The organism is Microbacterium sp. (genome assembly GCF_052102115.1).
In the GTDB taxonomy this organism is placed as follows: domain Bacteria; phylum Actinomycetota; class Actinomycetes; order Actinomycetales; family Microbacteriaceae; genus Microbacterium.
The window spans coordinates 37,882-53,203 of sequence record NZ_JBQDVP010000017.1; the positions used below are offsets into that span (position 1 = coordinate 37,882).

General features: G+C 66.6%; 18 protein-coding genes. 3 read left to right on the forward strand and 15 right to left on the reverse strand.

Annotated elements, in window-relative coordinates:
* The 9 genes from rpsG to ACTICP_RS07595 form a co-directional block, all read right to left on the reverse strand.
* The gene (gene rpsG, locus ACTICP_RS07555) at window positions 1–471 is read right to left on the reverse strand and encodes a 30S ribosomal protein S7 (protein WP_017201608.1); all 471 of its coding nucleotides are present in this window, start codon (window positions 469–471) and stop codon (window positions 1–3) included.
* Window positions 472–476: 5 nt separating this feature from the next.
* The gene (rpsL, locus tag ACTICP_RS07560; protein ID WP_017201609.1) at window positions 477–845 is read right to left on the reverse strand and encodes a 30S ribosomal protein S12; all 369 of its coding nucleotides are present in this window, start codon (window positions 843–845) and stop codon (window positions 477–479) included.
* A gap of 225 nt (window positions 846–1,070) precedes the next feature.
* Window positions 1,071–1,718: a spermidine/putrescine ABC transporter substrate-binding protein gene (locus tag ACTICP_RS07565; protein ID WP_441891053.1), complete on the reverse strand. Its 648-nt coding sequence runs from the start codon at window positions 1,716–1,718 to the stop codon at window positions 1,071–1,073.
* Between the two features lie 52 nt (window positions 1,719–1,770).
* Entirely contained in the window at window positions 1,771–2,205 is a 435-nt protein-coding gene (locus tag ACTICP_RS07570) for a hypothetical protein (protein WP_441891055.1), read from the reverse strand.
* A 71-nt stretch (window positions 2,206–2,276) separates the two neighbouring features.
* The gene (locus ACTICP_RS07575; RefSeq protein WP_441891057.1) at window positions 2,277–3,269 is read right to left on the reverse strand and encodes an ABC transporter; all 993 of its coding nucleotides are present in this window, start codon (window positions 3,267–3,269) and stop codon (window positions 2,277–2,279) included.
* A gap of 89 nt (window positions 3,270–3,358) precedes the next feature.
* A complete protein-coding gene (locus ACTICP_RS07580; protein WP_441891059.1) occupies window positions 3,359–3,529 on the reverse strand; it encodes a hypothetical protein in 171 nt (56 codons plus the stop codon).
* 92 nt (window positions 3,530–3,621) lie between these two features.
* The gene (locus ACTICP_RS07585; protein WP_441891061.1) at window positions 3,622–4,515 is read right to left on the reverse strand and encodes a sugar ABC transporter permease; all 894 of its coding nucleotides are present in this window, start codon (window positions 4,513–4,515) and stop codon (window positions 3,622–3,624) included.
* Window position 4,516: 1 nt separating this feature from the next.
* Window positions 4,517–6,130: an ABC transporter permease subunit gene (locus tag ACTICP_RS07590; protein WP_441891063.1), complete on the reverse strand. Its 1,614-nt coding sequence runs from the start codon at window positions 6,128–6,130 to the stop codon at window positions 4,517–4,519.
* Window positions 6,131–6,214: 84 nt separating this feature from the next.
* The gene (locus tag ACTICP_RS07595; RefSeq protein ID WP_441891065.1) at window positions 6,215–7,444 is read right to left on the reverse strand and encodes a sugar ABC transporter substrate-binding protein; all 1,230 of its coding nucleotides are present in this window, start codon (window positions 7,442–7,444) and stop codon (window positions 6,215–6,217) included.
* Window positions 7,445–7,635: 191 nt separating this feature from the next.
* On the opposite strand from ACTICP_RS07595, the gene ACTICP_RS07600 reads away from it, so the two are divergent.
* Window positions 7,636–8,124 carry a YajQ family cyclic di-GMP-binding protein gene (locus ACTICP_RS07600; RefSeq protein WP_441891067.1) on the forward strand — a complete coding sequence of 163 codons (489 nt, stop codon included), beginning with the start codon at window positions 7,636–7,638 and terminating at the stop codon, window positions 8,122–8,124.
* 23 nt (window positions 8,125–8,147) lie between these two features.
* On the opposite strand, the gene ACTICP_RS07605 is transcribed toward ACTICP_RS07600, so the two are convergent.
* Together ACTICP_RS07605 and ACTICP_RS07610 are read right to left on the reverse strand one after the other, a co-directional pair.
* A complete protein-coding gene (locus ACTICP_RS07605) occupies window positions 8,148–8,300 on the reverse strand; it encodes a hypothetical protein (protein ID WP_441891069.1) in 153 nt (50 codons plus the stop codon).
* A gap of 110 nt (window positions 8,301–8,410) precedes the next feature.
* Window positions 8,411–9,457, reverse strand: coding sequence for an alpha/beta hydrolase (locus ACTICP_RS07610; RefSeq protein ID WP_441891071.1), 1,047 nt, complete (start codon window positions 9,455–9,457; stop codon window positions 8,411–8,413).
* A 120-nt stretch (window positions 9,458–9,577) separates the two neighbouring features.
* On the opposite strand from ACTICP_RS07610, the gene ACTICP_RS07615 reads away from it, so the two are divergent.
* Complete coding sequence (locus tag ACTICP_RS07615; RefSeq protein ID WP_441891073.1) at window positions 9,578–9,976, forward strand: hypothetical protein; 399 nt, start codon at window positions 9,578–9,580, stop codon at window positions 9,974–9,976.
* 12 nt (window positions 9,977–9,988) lie between these two features.
* On the opposite strand, the gene ACTICP_RS07620 is transcribed toward ACTICP_RS07615, so the two are convergent.
* The 4 genes from ACTICP_RS07620 to ACTICP_RS07635 all read right to left on the reverse strand — a co-directional run bounded on the left by ACTICP_RS07620 (window position 9,989) and on the right by ACTICP_RS07635 (window position 13,843).
* Window positions 9,989–11,362 carry an FAD-dependent oxidoreductase gene (locus tag ACTICP_RS07620; protein WP_441891075.1) on the reverse strand — a complete coding sequence of 458 codons (1,374 nt, stop codon included), beginning with the start codon at window positions 11,360–11,362 and terminating at the stop codon, window positions 9,989–9,991.
* A 37-nt stretch (window positions 11,363–11,399) separates the two neighbouring features.
* The gene (locus tag ACTICP_RS07625; protein WP_441891077.1) at window positions 11,400–12,461 is read right to left on the reverse strand and encodes a polyprenyl synthetase family protein; all 1,062 of its coding nucleotides are present in this window, start codon (window positions 12,459–12,461) and stop codon (window positions 11,400–11,402) included.
* Window positions 12,462–12,542: 81 nt separating this feature from the next.
* Window positions 12,543–13,259: a class I SAM-dependent methyltransferase gene (locus ACTICP_RS07630; RefSeq protein ID WP_441891079.1), complete on the reverse strand. Its 717-nt coding sequence runs from the start codon at window positions 13,257–13,259 to the stop codon at window positions 12,543–12,545.
* Window positions 13,256–13,843: a hypothetical protein gene (locus tag ACTICP_RS07635; protein ID WP_441891081.1), complete on the reverse strand. Its 588-nt coding sequence runs from the start codon at window positions 13,841–13,843 to the stop codon at window positions 13,256–13,258. Before ACTICP_RS07635 ends, ACTICP_RS07630 begins: the two co-directional genes overlap by 4 nt.
* 95 nt (window positions 13,844–13,938) lie before the next feature.
* Here ACTICP_RS07635 and ACTICP_RS07640 point away from each other — a divergent pair, with 95 nt between their 5' ends.
* Entirely contained in the window at window positions 13,939–15,213 is a 1,275-nt protein-coding gene (locus tag ACTICP_RS07640) for an isochorismate synthase (protein ID WP_441891083.1), read from the forward strand.
* The last annotated feature ends 109 nt before the right edge of the window (window positions 15,214–15,322 follow it).

Sequence of the window (15,322 nt, forward strand, 5' to 3'; positions counted from 1 at the left end):
TTACCAGCGGTAGTGAGCGAACGCGCGGTTCGACTCGGCCATCTTGTGAGTGTCCTCACGGCGCTTGACCGCAGCGCCCAGGCCGTTCGATGCGTCCAGGATCTCGTTCTGGAGACGCTCGGTCATCGTCTTCTCACGACGACCCTTGGCGTAACTGACGAGCCAGCGCAGCGCGAGCGTGTTCGCGCGGTGCGGCTTGACCTCGACCGGCACCTGGTAGGTCGAGCCACCGACGCGGCGGCTGCGGACCTCGAGGGTGGGGCGAACGTTGTCGAGCGCCTTCTTGAGCGTGGCGACGGCATCCTGACCGTTCTTCGCCTCGACGCCGCGGAGGGCGCCGTAGACGATCGACTCGGCCAGCGACTTCTTGCCGTCGACGAGGATCTTGTTCACCAGCGAGGTGACGATCGGCGCGCCGTATACCGGGTCGTTGACGACGGGGCGCTTGGGGGCGGGACCCTTACGAGGCATCTAACTCAACCCTTCTTCGCGCCGTAGCGGGAACGAGCCTGCTTACGGTTCTTGACTGCCTGGGTGTCCAGGGCGCCGCGGACGATCTTGTAACGCACACCGGGGAGGTCCTTCACACGACCGCCACGGACGAGCACGAGCGAGTGCTCCTGCAGGTTGTGCCCCTCACCGGGGATGTAGGCGGTGACCTCGGTGCCGTTGCGGAGCTTCACACGAGCGACCTTGCGCATCGCCGAGTTCGGCTTCTTCGGCGTGGTGGTGTACACACGGGTGCAGACACCGGCCTGCTGGGGGTTCGACTTGAGCGCCGGCGCCTTGGTCTTGGTGACCTTGGGCGAGCGACCCTTGCGAACCAACTGCTGAATGGTTGGCACGTTCTCTCCTCATAGTGCTGCACGGTGACAGCGTGATGGGTTTCACATCATGACCCGCCGGCGCGCCCGAATGAACGTGCTTTTGGTGTGGTGGGTATGCCGTGGGGGCAGACCGGTATGGACCGGAGCCCGCGTGCAGGCACGCGAAGACGTGCACACACCTGATCAAGTGTAATCCCGCGTAACGCAAGCGGTCAAATGCCCGGGGGCGCCGGGACTCGCCGGCTACGGCACCTCAGGGTCGAACGGCGAATCCAGCGCCTGGGTGAGCTCGGCGAGCAGAGCCTCGATCTGCGGCTCGACGTACTGCGAGATCGCGTTCTGCACCGCGAGGCGATGACGCAGCAGCATCCCGCAGATCTCTCGGCCGACCATGTTGGCGTACTCGTCGGCCAGAGTGACCTCCTGACGGAGGGCGGCCTTCGCCTCATCGGACAGCGGCGGCAGGGGCGGCAGCTCCGTCGCCTCGTCGTCGGCGAGTCCGGCGATCGTGAACAGGAACGGCGCACCGGGCACCGGGTCAGGGTCAAGCGGCATGCCCTCGTACTCGGGATCGAGGTCTTCGGAGGGCCGGTAGCTGCGGGCACGGTTGCGGGCCGACTGCTGGTCCAGCTCGCCCTGCAGCATCGGCAGATTCTTCGCGGTGTACGCGGCGACAGCGTGGTCAACGACTGTCTTTATGCGGGTCGAAAGGCCGTGCTGCACACCGTGCGGGACGTCTGCCCCGATGCCGACCGCAGAGAGGATGGGCGAACCGAGACAGCGGCGGCAGGGCGCGACGCGACCACGGTGGGTCGCCGGCTCCCAGCGCGGCACCCAGCGCAACCAGGCCTCGACGGCCAGGTCGACCTGCGTCTCCAGTGAGCGCTCCACGTCTCCAGCGTACGGGGATCGGCGCACGGTCAACAGATTTCGGGCATGCGCGTCAACCGGCGTCGGGGTCGTCGCGCTCCCACGGCCACCGCGGACGGCCCGCCCGGGTGCGCCGAAGCGCGACACCGGCCCAACCGGCGACCGCCGCTGCCGCCAGAATGATGAGACTCGCTCCCCCGCTGATCAGTCCACCCATGACCGCCAGTCCGGTGACGAATTCTCCCGTCACGACGAGCGTCGCGATGCCGACGCCGATCAAGTGCGCCAGCGCTGTTGCGATCGCGATGGTCCACACAGATCGGAACCGTGGTCGTGCGATCCGGACGGCGAGCCAGAGAATGCCGGCGAACACCGCGATCGCGATGATCATGCCGACGATGCCGGGCGCCTGGCCCAGACCGGGGACGGAGATGATGTCGGCATCCGTCGCGACGCTCAGCGCCCCGAGGCCGAACACCGCCAGCGCGAAGAATCCGATGGCCGTCATCACCGTCGCCAGGACAGCCGAAACCCCCGCGGACTCGGGCCCACGGGGGTCAGACGATGACATGTCCGTGGTTACCTCGAGAGATTCGGACCGGCCTCGAGCGTGCGCTCGTACTCACGCTGGGCCTCGTCATTGAGCTCGGTCTTGCGGGCGCCACTGCGGGCGACCCATGCACCGAACCAGATGGTCAGTTCGCGGCCGAGCACGAACGATGCGATCGCGAGGGGCGCGAAGAGCTGGTCGCCCACGAGCGTGGTCGCCTCAGAAGCGTTGATGAGCCAGAACGGCGCTTCGAACAGCTGACCGAGGATGTACCCGCCGTAGGAGACGACGCCCACCAGGAGCCCGAACACGACCCAGAGTCCCCAGCGGCCGCGGTTGATGATCGCTCCGAGCAGCCAGAAGCCGATGAAGAAGACGGCGACAGGCACCCAGAACGCCCAGGTCGTCAGCGTGGTGAGAACGACGTCGACGACCTCGCCGCCCGCGATGTCACCGCGAAGCGCGCTCCACCCCAGCCCGATGCCGAGATACAGGATCGCGAAGACGATCGTGGCGAGCAGACCGATCGCACCGGCCGTGCCGCGGTTGCCGCGCTCGCGCGGCGGCTCAGGTGCCTGAACGAAGATCGGCTGCTGGTGGGCCGGCGTCGCGGCGACCGTCTCCGCCGCGTACGGCTCGGAGGGGACGACACGGGTCTCGGTGGCGTCGGCGACGGGCGGCGCATACGCGGAGTCGGCGATCGTCGCGTCATCCGTCCTGCTGAAGCGGGACTCGTCCTTCACAGGGGCCGCTTCGGCACGCCCCGCTCCGCCGAAGGTGCCGGGGTGGTCGCGCTCGGCCGCTTCGAATGCTGCGAGGTCGGGGTCGACGGCGTCGTGATCGACGGGGGTGTTGTCGGCGGGTGCGGGATCGGCGGGCGTGTGGTCCGCAGCATCCGCCTCGGCCGCTTGCGGCTGGTCGGCGCGCGCGGCCTCGGCCTCCGCGAGTCCGGCATTGGCGCTGTCGACGACGTCGTCGACGCCGGACTTCTGCTCGTGCTGGGGAACCTCGGGGTCACTCATGTGGGCGCCTCTCCTCGTTGTGTGCAGTGCGAGGATATCGCCGCGATGGCATGCGAAAGCGCAGGCGTGCCGACGTGTCGGCCGACCCGTCAGGGAGCGTCCGCGCCCCCCGGCAAGACCGTGCGCAACGTATCGCCGACGTACTGCACCATCACGGGCCCCATCGGCAGCGCGAGCCACACCAGCGCGGCGACGACGCCGGTGCAGATGAGACCCGCGATCCAACTCAACGCGAGGTTGCGACCGTCAGCCCGTGCCATGTCTCCACGGTACGACGAGCCGCACGCAGTGCGGGGCTGGACACGCGCTCATGATGCCTGCTGCGCGCGCGAACACCACCGGCTCGTCGGCCTCAGCCCTTGGTCGCACCGGCCGTGAGGCCGCCGACGATGTACTTCTGCAGGAACAGGAACAGGATCATCACAGGGATGGCAGCCATCACGGCTCCGGCAGAGAACGCCGACCAGTCCGCGTAACGCGGGTTGGATACGAGTTTGGTGAGGCCGACCACGAGGGTCTGCTGCTCCGGATCGATGAGCATGACGCTGGCCACGACGTACTCGTTGACCGTCCCGATGAAGCTCAGCAGCCCCACCACAGCGAGGATCGGAGCCACCAGGCGCAGGATGATCGTGAAGAAGATGCGGGCGTGGCCGGCGCCGTCGATGCGGGCGGCCTCGTCGAGTTCTTTGGGGATCGTGTTGAAGAAGCCGTACATGAGGTAGGTGTTCACACCCAGCGCGCCGCCGAGGTAGACCAGGATCAGTCCGGTGTGCGTGTTCAAGCCGATGGCAGGGAACCAGTCCCCCAGCGTCGTCATGAGCAGGAAGATCGCGACCACGGCGAGCAGCTGCGGAAACATCTGCACGACGACGATCGTTACGAGCCCCACACGACGTCCAGCAAAGCGCATGCGCGAGAAGGCATATGCCGCACAAGCACCGATGAACACGGTGACCAGACCTGTGACGACGGCGATGACGAGCGTGTTGAGGAACCACAGCCCGTACGGATTCTTCGGATCGGTGAGGATGCGCACGTAACTGTCAATGCCCACGGCCGAGAACAACTGGTTCGAGCCGGTGAGCGTGCCGCGCGGGTTGAGCGAGGCCGAGAAGACGTACAGCAGCGGGAAGATCGCGAAGATGGTCACGACGACGGCGACCAGGTGGCGCCACCCGGTGTCGCCGAACCACGCGCCGAAGGATCGCCGACGGCGGCGTGGGGAGGAGGTGGTAATGGTCATCTCAGTTCAGCTCCTCGAGTGCCTTGGTCCTGCGGAAGCTGATGATCGAGATCACAGCAACCACGATGAAGATGATGATCGTGAATGCCGATGCGAGGCCGTAGTCGCGCGTCTGGCCCGTGAAGGCGACCTTGTACACCATGGAGATCAGGATGTCGGTGTGGCCCACGGGGATCGACACATCGGTGAACCTCGGCCCGCCTCCGGTGAGCATGTAAATCAGGTTGAAGTTGTTGAAGTTGAACGCGAACGTGGAGATCAGCAGCGGAGCCACAGTGACCAGCAGCAGCGGCAGCTTGATCTGCCGGAAGACCTGCCACGGGTTCGCGCCGTCCATGACGCCGGCCTCGTTCACTTCTTCGGGAATTCCCTGCAGCGCCCCCATGCAGACGAGGAACATATAGGGGAAGCCGAGCCAGAGATTGACGATCAGCGCAGAGACCTTCGCGAGAACGGGGTCCGTCAGCCAGGGGATGGATGCTCCGCCGAAGAGCACCTGGTTGATGAAGCCGAAGCTCTCGTTCATCATGCCCGCCCAGACCAGTGCCGACAGGAACGCCGGGAACGCGTAGGGAAGGATGAGCAGGATGCGGTAGCCGTTGCGGAACCGCATCTTGGTGTTGTTGAAGACCAGCGCCAGCAGCAGGCCGAGGAAGAACGTCGTGGCGACCGAAAGCAGGGCGAATACGAAGGTCCAAATCGTCACCGAGACGAGTGGTCCGCGGATCGATTCATCCGTGAACGCGCGGACGAAGTTGTCGAACCCGACGGTGATCTGCCAGCCGGGCAGCAGTTCTTCGCCGTCGGCCGAGGTGAAGGCACCGGTACCGATGTCTTCGTAGGTCGTGTCGGACCCGGTGTCGGTCATGGTGCCGGCGGCCTCGTCGTACACGAGCGACGAGACATACAGGTACCCGTTCTGGCCGTCCGGCGTGCGGATGGCGCCGTCGTTCGGGTCATTGCTGTAGTCGACCGACAACTGCTCGATCTCATTGGACCGGGCGAGAACCTGGGCGAAGCTGAGCGCGTCCCATCCGTCGACGGCGACCGCCTTGCCGTCCTCCATCGTCGCGCCGTCGACCTCCGTCAGCGGTTGGTCATTCGAACCGACGCTGACGTCGCCGTCCACCGGATCGGTGACGAGCAGCCCGAGCGTGCCGAGCTGCTCCACGACGGTCACGGGGTAGGCGGGCGAGTCCTCAACCCGTTCCTGCGCGGAGGCCATGAGCGCGGCGACCGCCTGATCTTTCGAGCCGTTGTGCCCGGTGCCGTAGTTGGTGAAGCCGATGTATCCGGTGTACAGCAGCGTGAACACCTGGAAGATGATCAGGAAGATGACGCCCGGCGTCAGGTACTTCGCCGGAATCGCCTTGCGGGAGAAGTAGACGTAGTTGACGAATGCCGTGACGAGCACGACCAGTCCGAGCACCACCCACTCGCGGTTCGTGAACAGCACGAATACGGCGTACAGCGCGATGGCATCGACGACCGCAAGGAGCACGATCTTCAACAGCATCCAACCGATGCGTCCGGAGGCGGCCTCGGCGATCTGCGCGGCCTGACGCTGACGCCGGGTCGGCGGTGGCGTCAGCTCCGTTGCGGTGGGGTCGGTCATCTTCATCCCGTCATCACACTGTCGGGGCGAGCGCGTGCGCACCCGCCCCGACAGAACGAACTGTGTTCTCGAGGCTCCGAAGCGCTACTCGATGGAGGCGGACACGTCGTCGGCCAGCTTCTGCCAGGTGGCGGCAGGGTCGGCGCCGTTGATGACGGCCGCCTCGGCGATGCCCCAGAACTGGAAGACGGCGCCCATCGCCGGGATGGCCGGCATCGGGACGGCGTCAGCGCCGACGGTCTGGAATCCGGCGATGATCGGGTCGGATGCCGCGGTGTCCGCCGCAGCGGTCAGAGCTGGGAGGATGTTGCCGGTTTCGAACAGCTCGAGCTGGACGTCCTCGGTGCCGAGATAGTTGACCAGGAAGTCGTTGGCGGCGACCTTGTTGTTCGACTCGGAGCCGACGAAGAACCCCTTCACGCCGGCGAATGGCGAGGCGACCTGGTCGGTCGGGCTCGGCACCGGATCGATCTCGACGTTGATGCCGGCGTCGACGGCGGCACCGACGTTCCACGGACCAGTCAGCCAGAAGGCTGCCTTACCGTCGATGAACTGCTGCTTGGCGATCTCGCCGTCGATGTCGGTGTTGAGAACGCCGTCCGCGCCCTGGGCACCGAGCCACGTGGCGAACTCTGTGCCACCCTCATTGCCGAGCTGCAGATCGGCAGGGTCGTAGCTGCCTGAGGAGTCGGTACCGAACACCGGGGCCCCGAACGCGGTCTGGAACGGGTACAGGTGGTACGGGTTGCCCTCGGCCCCCTGTTCGACGACGAACGGCTGGTCGAGTCCGGCGGCCCGCCCCTGGGCGATCATGTCGTCGAAGTTCGAGGCGGGCTCGGGGACGATGTCGGCGTTGCGCAGTACGGCGATGTTCTCGACCGCATACGGAAGCATGTAGACGCTGCCTTCGTAGGTGGACGCCTGGAGTGCGACATCGAGGTAGTCGGATGCCGAGTCGCCCAGTTCGAGCGGAGCGACGACACCGTTGGTGGACAGCTCGCCCAGCCAGTCGTGCGCTCCCATCGTGATGTCCGGGCCCTTGCCAGTCGGAACCTGCTGGATGAAGTCGTCCTTGACTGTGTCGACGTCCTTGCCGACGATCTCGACGGCGACCCCGGTCTTCTCCTCGTAGGCGTCGGCTGCGCCCTGCACAGCATCGACGCGCTCGGCATCGACCCAGACGACCAGTGCGGAGTCGGTCGATTCGTCGCCGCCCGCGTCGCTGTCGCCACCGGCGGAGCAGCCGGCGAGCGTGAGTGTGGAAACCGCGGCGATCGCGCCGAACGCGAGGATGCCCCTCTTGTTCACCTTCATTGGTGTGTGCCTCTCTCGATGCTGTTGAGTGCCTGCCATACTGCAAGCGCTTACAGTATGCATGGCGACGCATCCATAAGGCAATGCGGAAAGCTGCTGATATCAAGTCGTGACACACGGACTAACGAGCTCGCCGCCGTGGAAGCGCTTCCAAGATCCGTGTACGAAACCAGAATCGATAGGATGGCGCCATGGCAGACTCATCGTTCGACATCGTCAGCAAGGTCGACCACCAGGAGGCGGAGAACGCCCTCAACCAGGCCCGCAAAGAGGTCGAGCAGCGCTACGACTTCAAGGGCACCGGAGCTTCGGTCGAGTGGAGCGGCGAGTCCATTCTGATCAAGGCGAACACCGAAGAGCGTGCGAAGGCAGTCCTCGACGTGTTCCAGTCCAAGCTCATCAAGCGCGGCATCTCGCTCAAGAGCCTCGAGTCGGGCGAACCGTTCGCCAGCGGCAAGGAGTTCCGCATCGTTTCCACGCTGAAGGACGGCATCTCCTCGGAGAACGCGAAGAAGATCTCCAAGATCATTCGCGACGAGGGCCCCAAGGGCGTCAAGAGCCAGATTCAGGGCGACGAGCTGCGCGTGCAGTCCAAGAGTCGCGATGATCTGCAGTCCGTGATCGCGTTGCTCAAGGGCTCCGATCTCGACCTCGACCTGCAGTTCATCAACTACCGGTAGACCGCGAGACGCTCACACGCCGGTCACGCCCGCTCGTCGAGTTCAGACTCCTCGTCGTCATCGCCGTAGGGCATGTCTGACCCGGCGATCGACAGGTCGTCCGGGTCAACGTCCTCCCCTTCTGGATTGGGGTCGGACTGCTCCAGTGCGTCTTCTGGATAGATGGGCTCGCTCATCTGAGACTCCGTTCGTCGATCTGGACCCAAGCATCTCACCAAGTCGCTGGCCGTGACCACCGTTGACACTCAGCGGACGTAAGGCGATAATCCCGCAAACTCCAGGCGCATCATCCCTGACGGGCAGCCGCCCACCCGGCGACCCAGCGCCCCAGCCGTGCGTAAGCATCGTCGCGCGCGTGCTTGCGCGACAGGAACACGTCGTGCAGCGCCCCGTCGATGCGCTCCACCGTCACTGTTGAACCCAGCTTCAGCGCCCGGCGCGCGATCTCTTCGACGACGAGCACCGTGTCCGCCGAGGTGAGCTCGTTGGACCAACGCGTCGGCGGCAGCGAACGAGTCGACAGCAGCACGCACACCGGTGCGTCGATCTCGAGTCCCGCAGCCACCCTCGTGTGCCCCGCGAGGATGGCGTTCAGCCAGCCGGCATAGACCGTCATGGCGTGCTCCGGACGCCACTCGTGATTCACGTCCATGGGGTCGTCGGGGTCGGCCACCTCTGCCTGCGCGCGTGCGTAGAACCCCAGATCCACTTGCGGTGCGGCATCATGCGGTCGCCATCGCGCCCCCAGTTCCACCACCGGGAGGATCGCGGTGCGCACGGCTCCGAGCTGGAACTCCAACCACGGCGAGTTCAACACGACAGCATCCGCTCGACCAGGGTGCCGAGAGGCCCACAGGCTCAGCACGAGCCCGCCCGTCGAATGACCGAGCAGCACCAGTCGGCGTTCGCGCGGCGACGAGGGGTCCCCCGCCATCACCTCGAGGGCAGCGGCGATGTCTTCGTCGTAGGTGGCCAGATCCGTGATGTAGCCGGGAGTCTGCCCGTCGCGCAGGCTGCGCCCGTACTTGCGCAGATCGAGGGCGTAGAACCGCGCGCCGCGCGCCGTCCAGAATCGCGCCAGACGCTTCTGGAAGAAGTAGTCCGACCAGCCGTGCACGTAGAGCACGTCGATGTCGTCGAGCATCGGAGGAGGGTCATCGACCGCTTTCCCCCGCAGACGCCGCACGAACCGTTCCCAGCCGTTGGGTGCCGACGGGGTGGCGGGCAGCGCACGCACCAGCGTCGCGACCACATCGCCCTGGTCGTCAGACCCGAGCGGCAGGGTGCGCTGCTCGAACTCGTCCCCGAGGACGTCAGGAACCCAGTCAGACATGCATCCCACGATACTCAGCACGGCGACACGCTCGCGGCCGCAGACGCGCGCACCCTAAGCTGTGCGCAACCACGCCGTCGGGGACCAGACGCGAACGGCGCACCGCATCGAGGGGGTCACATGTCACGCCAACGCCGTTCATCCGCACTTCGCGCGGCCGCCGCGCTCATCGCCGTCGGCACAGCCTGGGCAGTCAGCGGTTGCGCCTCCGCCGAACCGGGTGGCGAGGCGCTCCCGCCGGTGATCGTCGACATCAACGACATCGACGGGACAACGGTCGAGGTCGCCGAGGGCAACGCCATCGATCTGACCGGCGACGACGACACGTACCTCGACTGGACGGCCGAGATCGACAACGGCGATGTGGTCGCGTTCGTTCCAGGCAAGGACGACGGCAGTGCGCAGTTCAATCCCGGCTTGGATGCCGTGACCGTCGGGGAGAGCGAAGTCACCCTGGACAACGCGACCAGCGGCGACACCGTCACCTTCACGGTCAAGGTCACCGAACCGGCGAACTGACCGGGACCCGCATCACTCCCCGCGCGAGATCCGCACCATCTCGTCGCGCGGAACGATCTTGATGCGTGCGCGCTCGTGCGGTTCGCCGAGCCCGATCTCGTGCTGGTCGAGGCGGTGCCAGCCCTCGAGATCCGTCCACTGCACGCCGCGCTCGGCAAGCAGTGCGGGAATGGCCTCTTCCGAGGGGTCGACCGGCTGCCACCACGAACCCTGGTCGTTGACCAGGTGCTGCACGGTCTCCATCGCGTCGGACTTGGTGTGCCCGATGAGCCCGACCGGGCCGCGCTTGATCCAGCCGGTGGCATAGATGCCCGGCACGCGCTGGTTGGAATCCTTGGCGATGACCTGGCCCTCGCGGTTCGGGATGACGCCATGCTTCTTGTCGAACGGGACATCCTTCAGCGGGGAGCCGAAGTAGCCGACGGCGCGGTAGAGCTGGCCGATCGCGATCTCGCGCAGCTCGCCGGTGCCGGTCATGCCGCCGGAGCCGTCCGGCTGCGTGCGCTCGTAGACGATGGCGGCGACTCTGCCATCGGCATCCTTCTTGATCTCCACCGGCCGCGACCAGAAGTGCAGATGCAGACGCCTGCTCGCCTCTCCCCCGGCGTTGTCCGCCGACGGACGCGTGCGCCACTGCTGGAGCACCCGGTCGATGACCTTCACCTGCTTATTGCTGGCGATGGCGGCGATGGATGCATCGTCGTAGTCGAAGTCTTCGTTGTAGACCACCATGTCGACGTCGCGCAGCTCGCCGAGCTCGCGCAGTTCGAGCGGGGTGAACTTCACCTGCGCCGGACCGCGGCGCCCGAAGATGTGCACATCGGTGACCCGGGATGCGTCGAGCCCCGCGTGGACGTTCTCGGGGATCTCCGTGGGCAGCAGGTCCTCAGCGTGTTTGGCGAGGATCCGCGCCACGTCGAGCGCGACGTTGCCGTTTCCGAGCACGGCGACCGACTCGGCATCCAGCGGCCACTCGCGGGGCACATCGGGGTGACCGTCGAACCAGCTGACGAACTCCGCCGCCCCGTAGGAACCCTCGGCGTCGACTCCGGGAATCTCAAGATCGGCGTCGCGGATGGCGCCAGTGGCGAAGATCACGGCGTTGTAGTGCTTCTTCAGATCCGTGAGCATGATGTCCTCGCCGAAGCGCACATTCCCGAAGATGCGGATGTCACCGCGGTCGAGCACATCGCGCAGCGCGTTGATCACGCCCTTGATGCGCGGATGATCGGGGGCGACACCGTAGCGGACCAACCCGTAGGGCGCGGGGAGCTGCTCGAACAGGTCAATCGAGACGTCGAAGGAGCGCTCGGTCTTCAGCAGGATGTCGGCGGCGTAGATGCCCGCCGGGCCCGCCCCGACGATGGCCAGCCTGAGCTTGGTCATAGATGTCCTTTCGGATGCTGTAGTGATCGACGAGCGATCATCTGCTGCGGTCTGCAAGTGTTTCGGCGAAGCGCACCAGCGCCTCGCGCACGGTGCCCTTCGGCAACGGTTCCAGTGCGGTGACGGCCTCCCGCGTCCAGGATCCGGCGAGCTCGAGCGTCTTCTGCGTGACAGCGTGATCGCGCAGTTCGGCGAGCGGCTGGTCCAGAATGACGGGGTCTGCACCCTCGGCGATCCGGGCGACACCATCATCGATGCGGTCCGCGAGGGCCGCGGCCGCGGCACCCGATTCGTTCTTGAGCAGCAGGTACGGCATCGTCGGGACGCCGGCGCGAAGATCCGTTCCCGGTACCTTGCCGGTCTCGGCGGGATCGGCGGACAGGTCGATGACGTCGTCGAGCAGTTGGAAAGCCACCCCGACCTTCTCGCCGTACACCCGCAGCGGCTCCTCGTACTCGTCGGGAGCATTCGAGAAGATCGATCCGCCCTGGGTCGCCGCGGCGATGAGCGAACCGGTCTTGTCCGCGAGCACCTGCAAGTAGAACGCGATCGGGTCGTCGCCCTCCTGCGCACCGACAGTCTCATGCAACTGCCCCATCACGAGCCGCTCGAACGTATCGGCCTGAAGCCGGATCGCGCGATCGCCGTACCGTGCCATGAGCTGGCTGGCGCGGGAGAACAGGATGTCGCCGGTGAGAATGGCGACGCTGTTGCCCCACACCGCATGCGCCGCTGGGACACCGCGGCGGCGGTCTGCACCATCCATGACGTCGTCGTGGTAGAGCGAGCCGAGATGGGTCATCTCGAGCGCCTTGGCGATGTCGATGACGGCGGGGATGTTGCCCTCGCCGAGTTGAGCGGTCAACAGCGTGAGGACGGGGCGGATGCGCTTGCCGCCGGCCTCGTAGAGGTAGCGGGCCGAGGCATCGGCGATCGAGTCGGCGACGTGCAGTTCGTCGGCGAGGCCCGTCTCGACGAGTTCGAGCCCGTCTTCGATCTGACGAGCGACCCGGCGCGCGGCTGGTCCGACGAACACGCGGTCGCTGAAGCCCAGACGGCTCGCGAGGCGCGAACCCGGGGCAGCGGGGCTCGAAGTCACGGTTCCCACCCTACCCGCACGCGGGTCGCGCGAACCGCGTCAGCGGCCGAGTCGTCGATGAATCCTCAGACGGTGCGGCGTTCAGCTGACCGGCTTGGTCGCGCGGTGCAGCGCGACGATGCCGAAGGAGAGGTTGCGGTAGGCGACGTCGGTCCAGCCGGCTTCGCGAATCCAGGCGGAGAGCCGCTTCTGATCGGGCCAGTCGCGGATCGACTCGTTGAGATAGTCGTAGGCGTCGCCGTTGGTGCCGGCCATTCGGGCAACACGGGGCAGCACCTGAGCGTTGTAGAAGCGGTACAGGCCGCGGAACGCCTTTCCGGGCGGCGTGGAGAACTCGTTGATGACCAATCGGCCACCGGGGCGGGTGACGCGGAACAACTCGGCGAGCGCTTTCTTCGGCTGCTGCACGTTGCGCAGTCCGTACGACATCGTCACGGCGTCGAACTCGTCATCACTGAAGGGAAGGTCCGTGGCATTCGCTTCGACGAAGCTCAGGTTCTTGAGGTGCGCATGCCGCCGCTTGCCCTCTGCCAGCATGCCGGGTGAAAAGTCGGCGGCGACGACCTCGGCTCCGCTCATCGCGATGGATGCTGAAGAGGATGCCGTTCCCGCCGCCAGATCGAGGATGCGCTCGCCGCGCTTCGGCGCCACCGCTCGGGTCGTTGCGGCCCGCCAGAGCGCGTCATTGCCGAACGTCATCACCGTGTTCGTGCGGTCGTATCCCGCAGCGACCTGATCGAACATGCCGCTGACCCGCGCCGGGTCCCTGCCGAGGTCTGCGCGATTGGGCTGGTTCACCCATCCAGTCTAGGGCTGTCGAGTTCGAGCGCACCCAGACGATCGAGCCATACATCCGCCGTCGCGTCGTCGAACGGAGCGCTCTGCGCCCGTACCCGCGCCTCAAGGTCGAGGGTGAGCGCTTCGAGGCGCGTCACGACATCGGCCGGGTAGCCGTAGCGGATGCTGTGCTCCGCCCACTCGTCGCGGTCATCGACCCACGTGCCGCTGGGACCGTCAGCGGGGTCACGGTCGCGCTCAAGGCGGATGACGTCGAGGTCCATGTCGATGCCGGTCGCCAGCAGCGGGTCATCTGACCAGCAGACATCCCAGCCGAGATCGATGTAGATGCGCATGCCGGACGGGTGGCCGCGGTTGACGGTGAGGGAGAAGTCTCCGGACGGCGGCACCAGGGTGACGTTCGGCGCTTCGGCGTAGAACTCCGCGCCGGGCCGGATGCTGTGCCAGCCGCGCGGTTGACCGACCCAGTCACCCCACTCGTCCGCGCCGAGGTAGACGCATTCGTGGCGCCAGTGCGGCGAACCGTCCCACTTGCGCCATTGGAAAATCATCTCGGCAGCGGAGGCGGGGCGATCGGCGCTCATGCTCCCACTGTATGTCGCACCGCCGCGCCCGCTCACTGATGCCGCGCTGATCGGGCGTGCGATTCGAGCACGCCCGCGCGCCCTAAACTGGATCGGTGAGCAGCACTCGCCTGATCGTTCAAACCCGTGAATTCGATCCGGTCGAAGACCTCCTGTCGTATGCCAGCCCCGAGCACCCTCTCGCGTGGTTGCGTCGCGGCGACGGGATCGTCGCGATCGGCACCGGGGTGACGGCATCCATCCGCGTCTCCGCAGGAGAAGGCCCGCTGCGCAGCGCGATCATCGCCGAGGCGTGGCGCGAACTCTCCGCGAATGCCGAGGTCGACGATCCCGTCGGGCTTCCCGGCACCGGGCTGGTCGGGTTCGGCGCGCTCACCTTCGACGAAGGGTCGGCAGCGGACAGCATCCTGGTCGTCCCCTCGATCATCCTGGGCAAGCGCAAGGGCCGCGGCTGGATCACTCGGATCGCACCGGTCGGCGAAGATCTTCCGCAGGATCAGCCAGGAGCCACCCTCGAGCCCAGCGCGTACGGCCCGCACTGGGCGGGAACGGTCGGTCCCGGCGCGCAGTCGCCGGAGGGATACCAGGCGTCGGTGCGCACGGCATTGGACCGCATCACCAACGGCGAGATCGGCAAGATCGTGCTGGCCCGCGACCTCGCCGGCACGATTCCCGCGCACTCCGACCTGCGGCGCCTCCTGCGCGCCCTCTCGACCGGGTACCCCGACACATGGACCTTCGCCGTCGACGGCCTCATCGGCGCGAGCCCCGAGACGCTCGTCACTGCGCAGGATGGTCGCGTGACCGCGCGCGTGCTGGCGGGAACGATCGGGCGAGGCGCCGATGCCGATCAGGACACCGAGGCGTCGGCCCATCTGGCGACGAGCACGAAAGACATCGACGAGCATGCATATGCGGTGCAGAGCCTGCTGGAATCGCTGCGCCCGCACGTGCGGGCCATGGCATCGAGCGAGCAGCCGTTCCTGCTGAAACTGCCGAATCTGTTCCACCTCGCCACCGATGTGGAGGCCGAGCTCGCGGACGGCGGATCGGCGCTTGACCTCGTGGGCGCCCTGCATCCGACCGCTGCGGTCGCCGGCACCCCGACCGAAGCCGCCGTCGCCGCGATCCGCGAGATCGAACCGTTCGACCGGGGGCGCTATGCCGGGCCGGTGGGCTGGATCGACGGTGACGGCAACGGCGAATGGGCGATCGCGCTGCGGTGCGCGCAGTTCAACCCCGGTTCCGATGCCGACCCGATCGCCGTGACGGCCTACGCCGGCGCCGGCATCGTCGCGGCCAGCGACCCGGAAACCGAACTGCTGGAAACGCGGGTGAAGTTCCGGCCGCTGGTGGATGCGCTGGCCTGAGGTGCTGATGTGAGGAGCTGACTTCGACTCGCCTTCGGCTCGCTCAGCCCGTTTCGTCTCGCTCCGCTCGCTCAACGACCCGCGGTGGGCGTTGAGCGGAGGCGCAGAG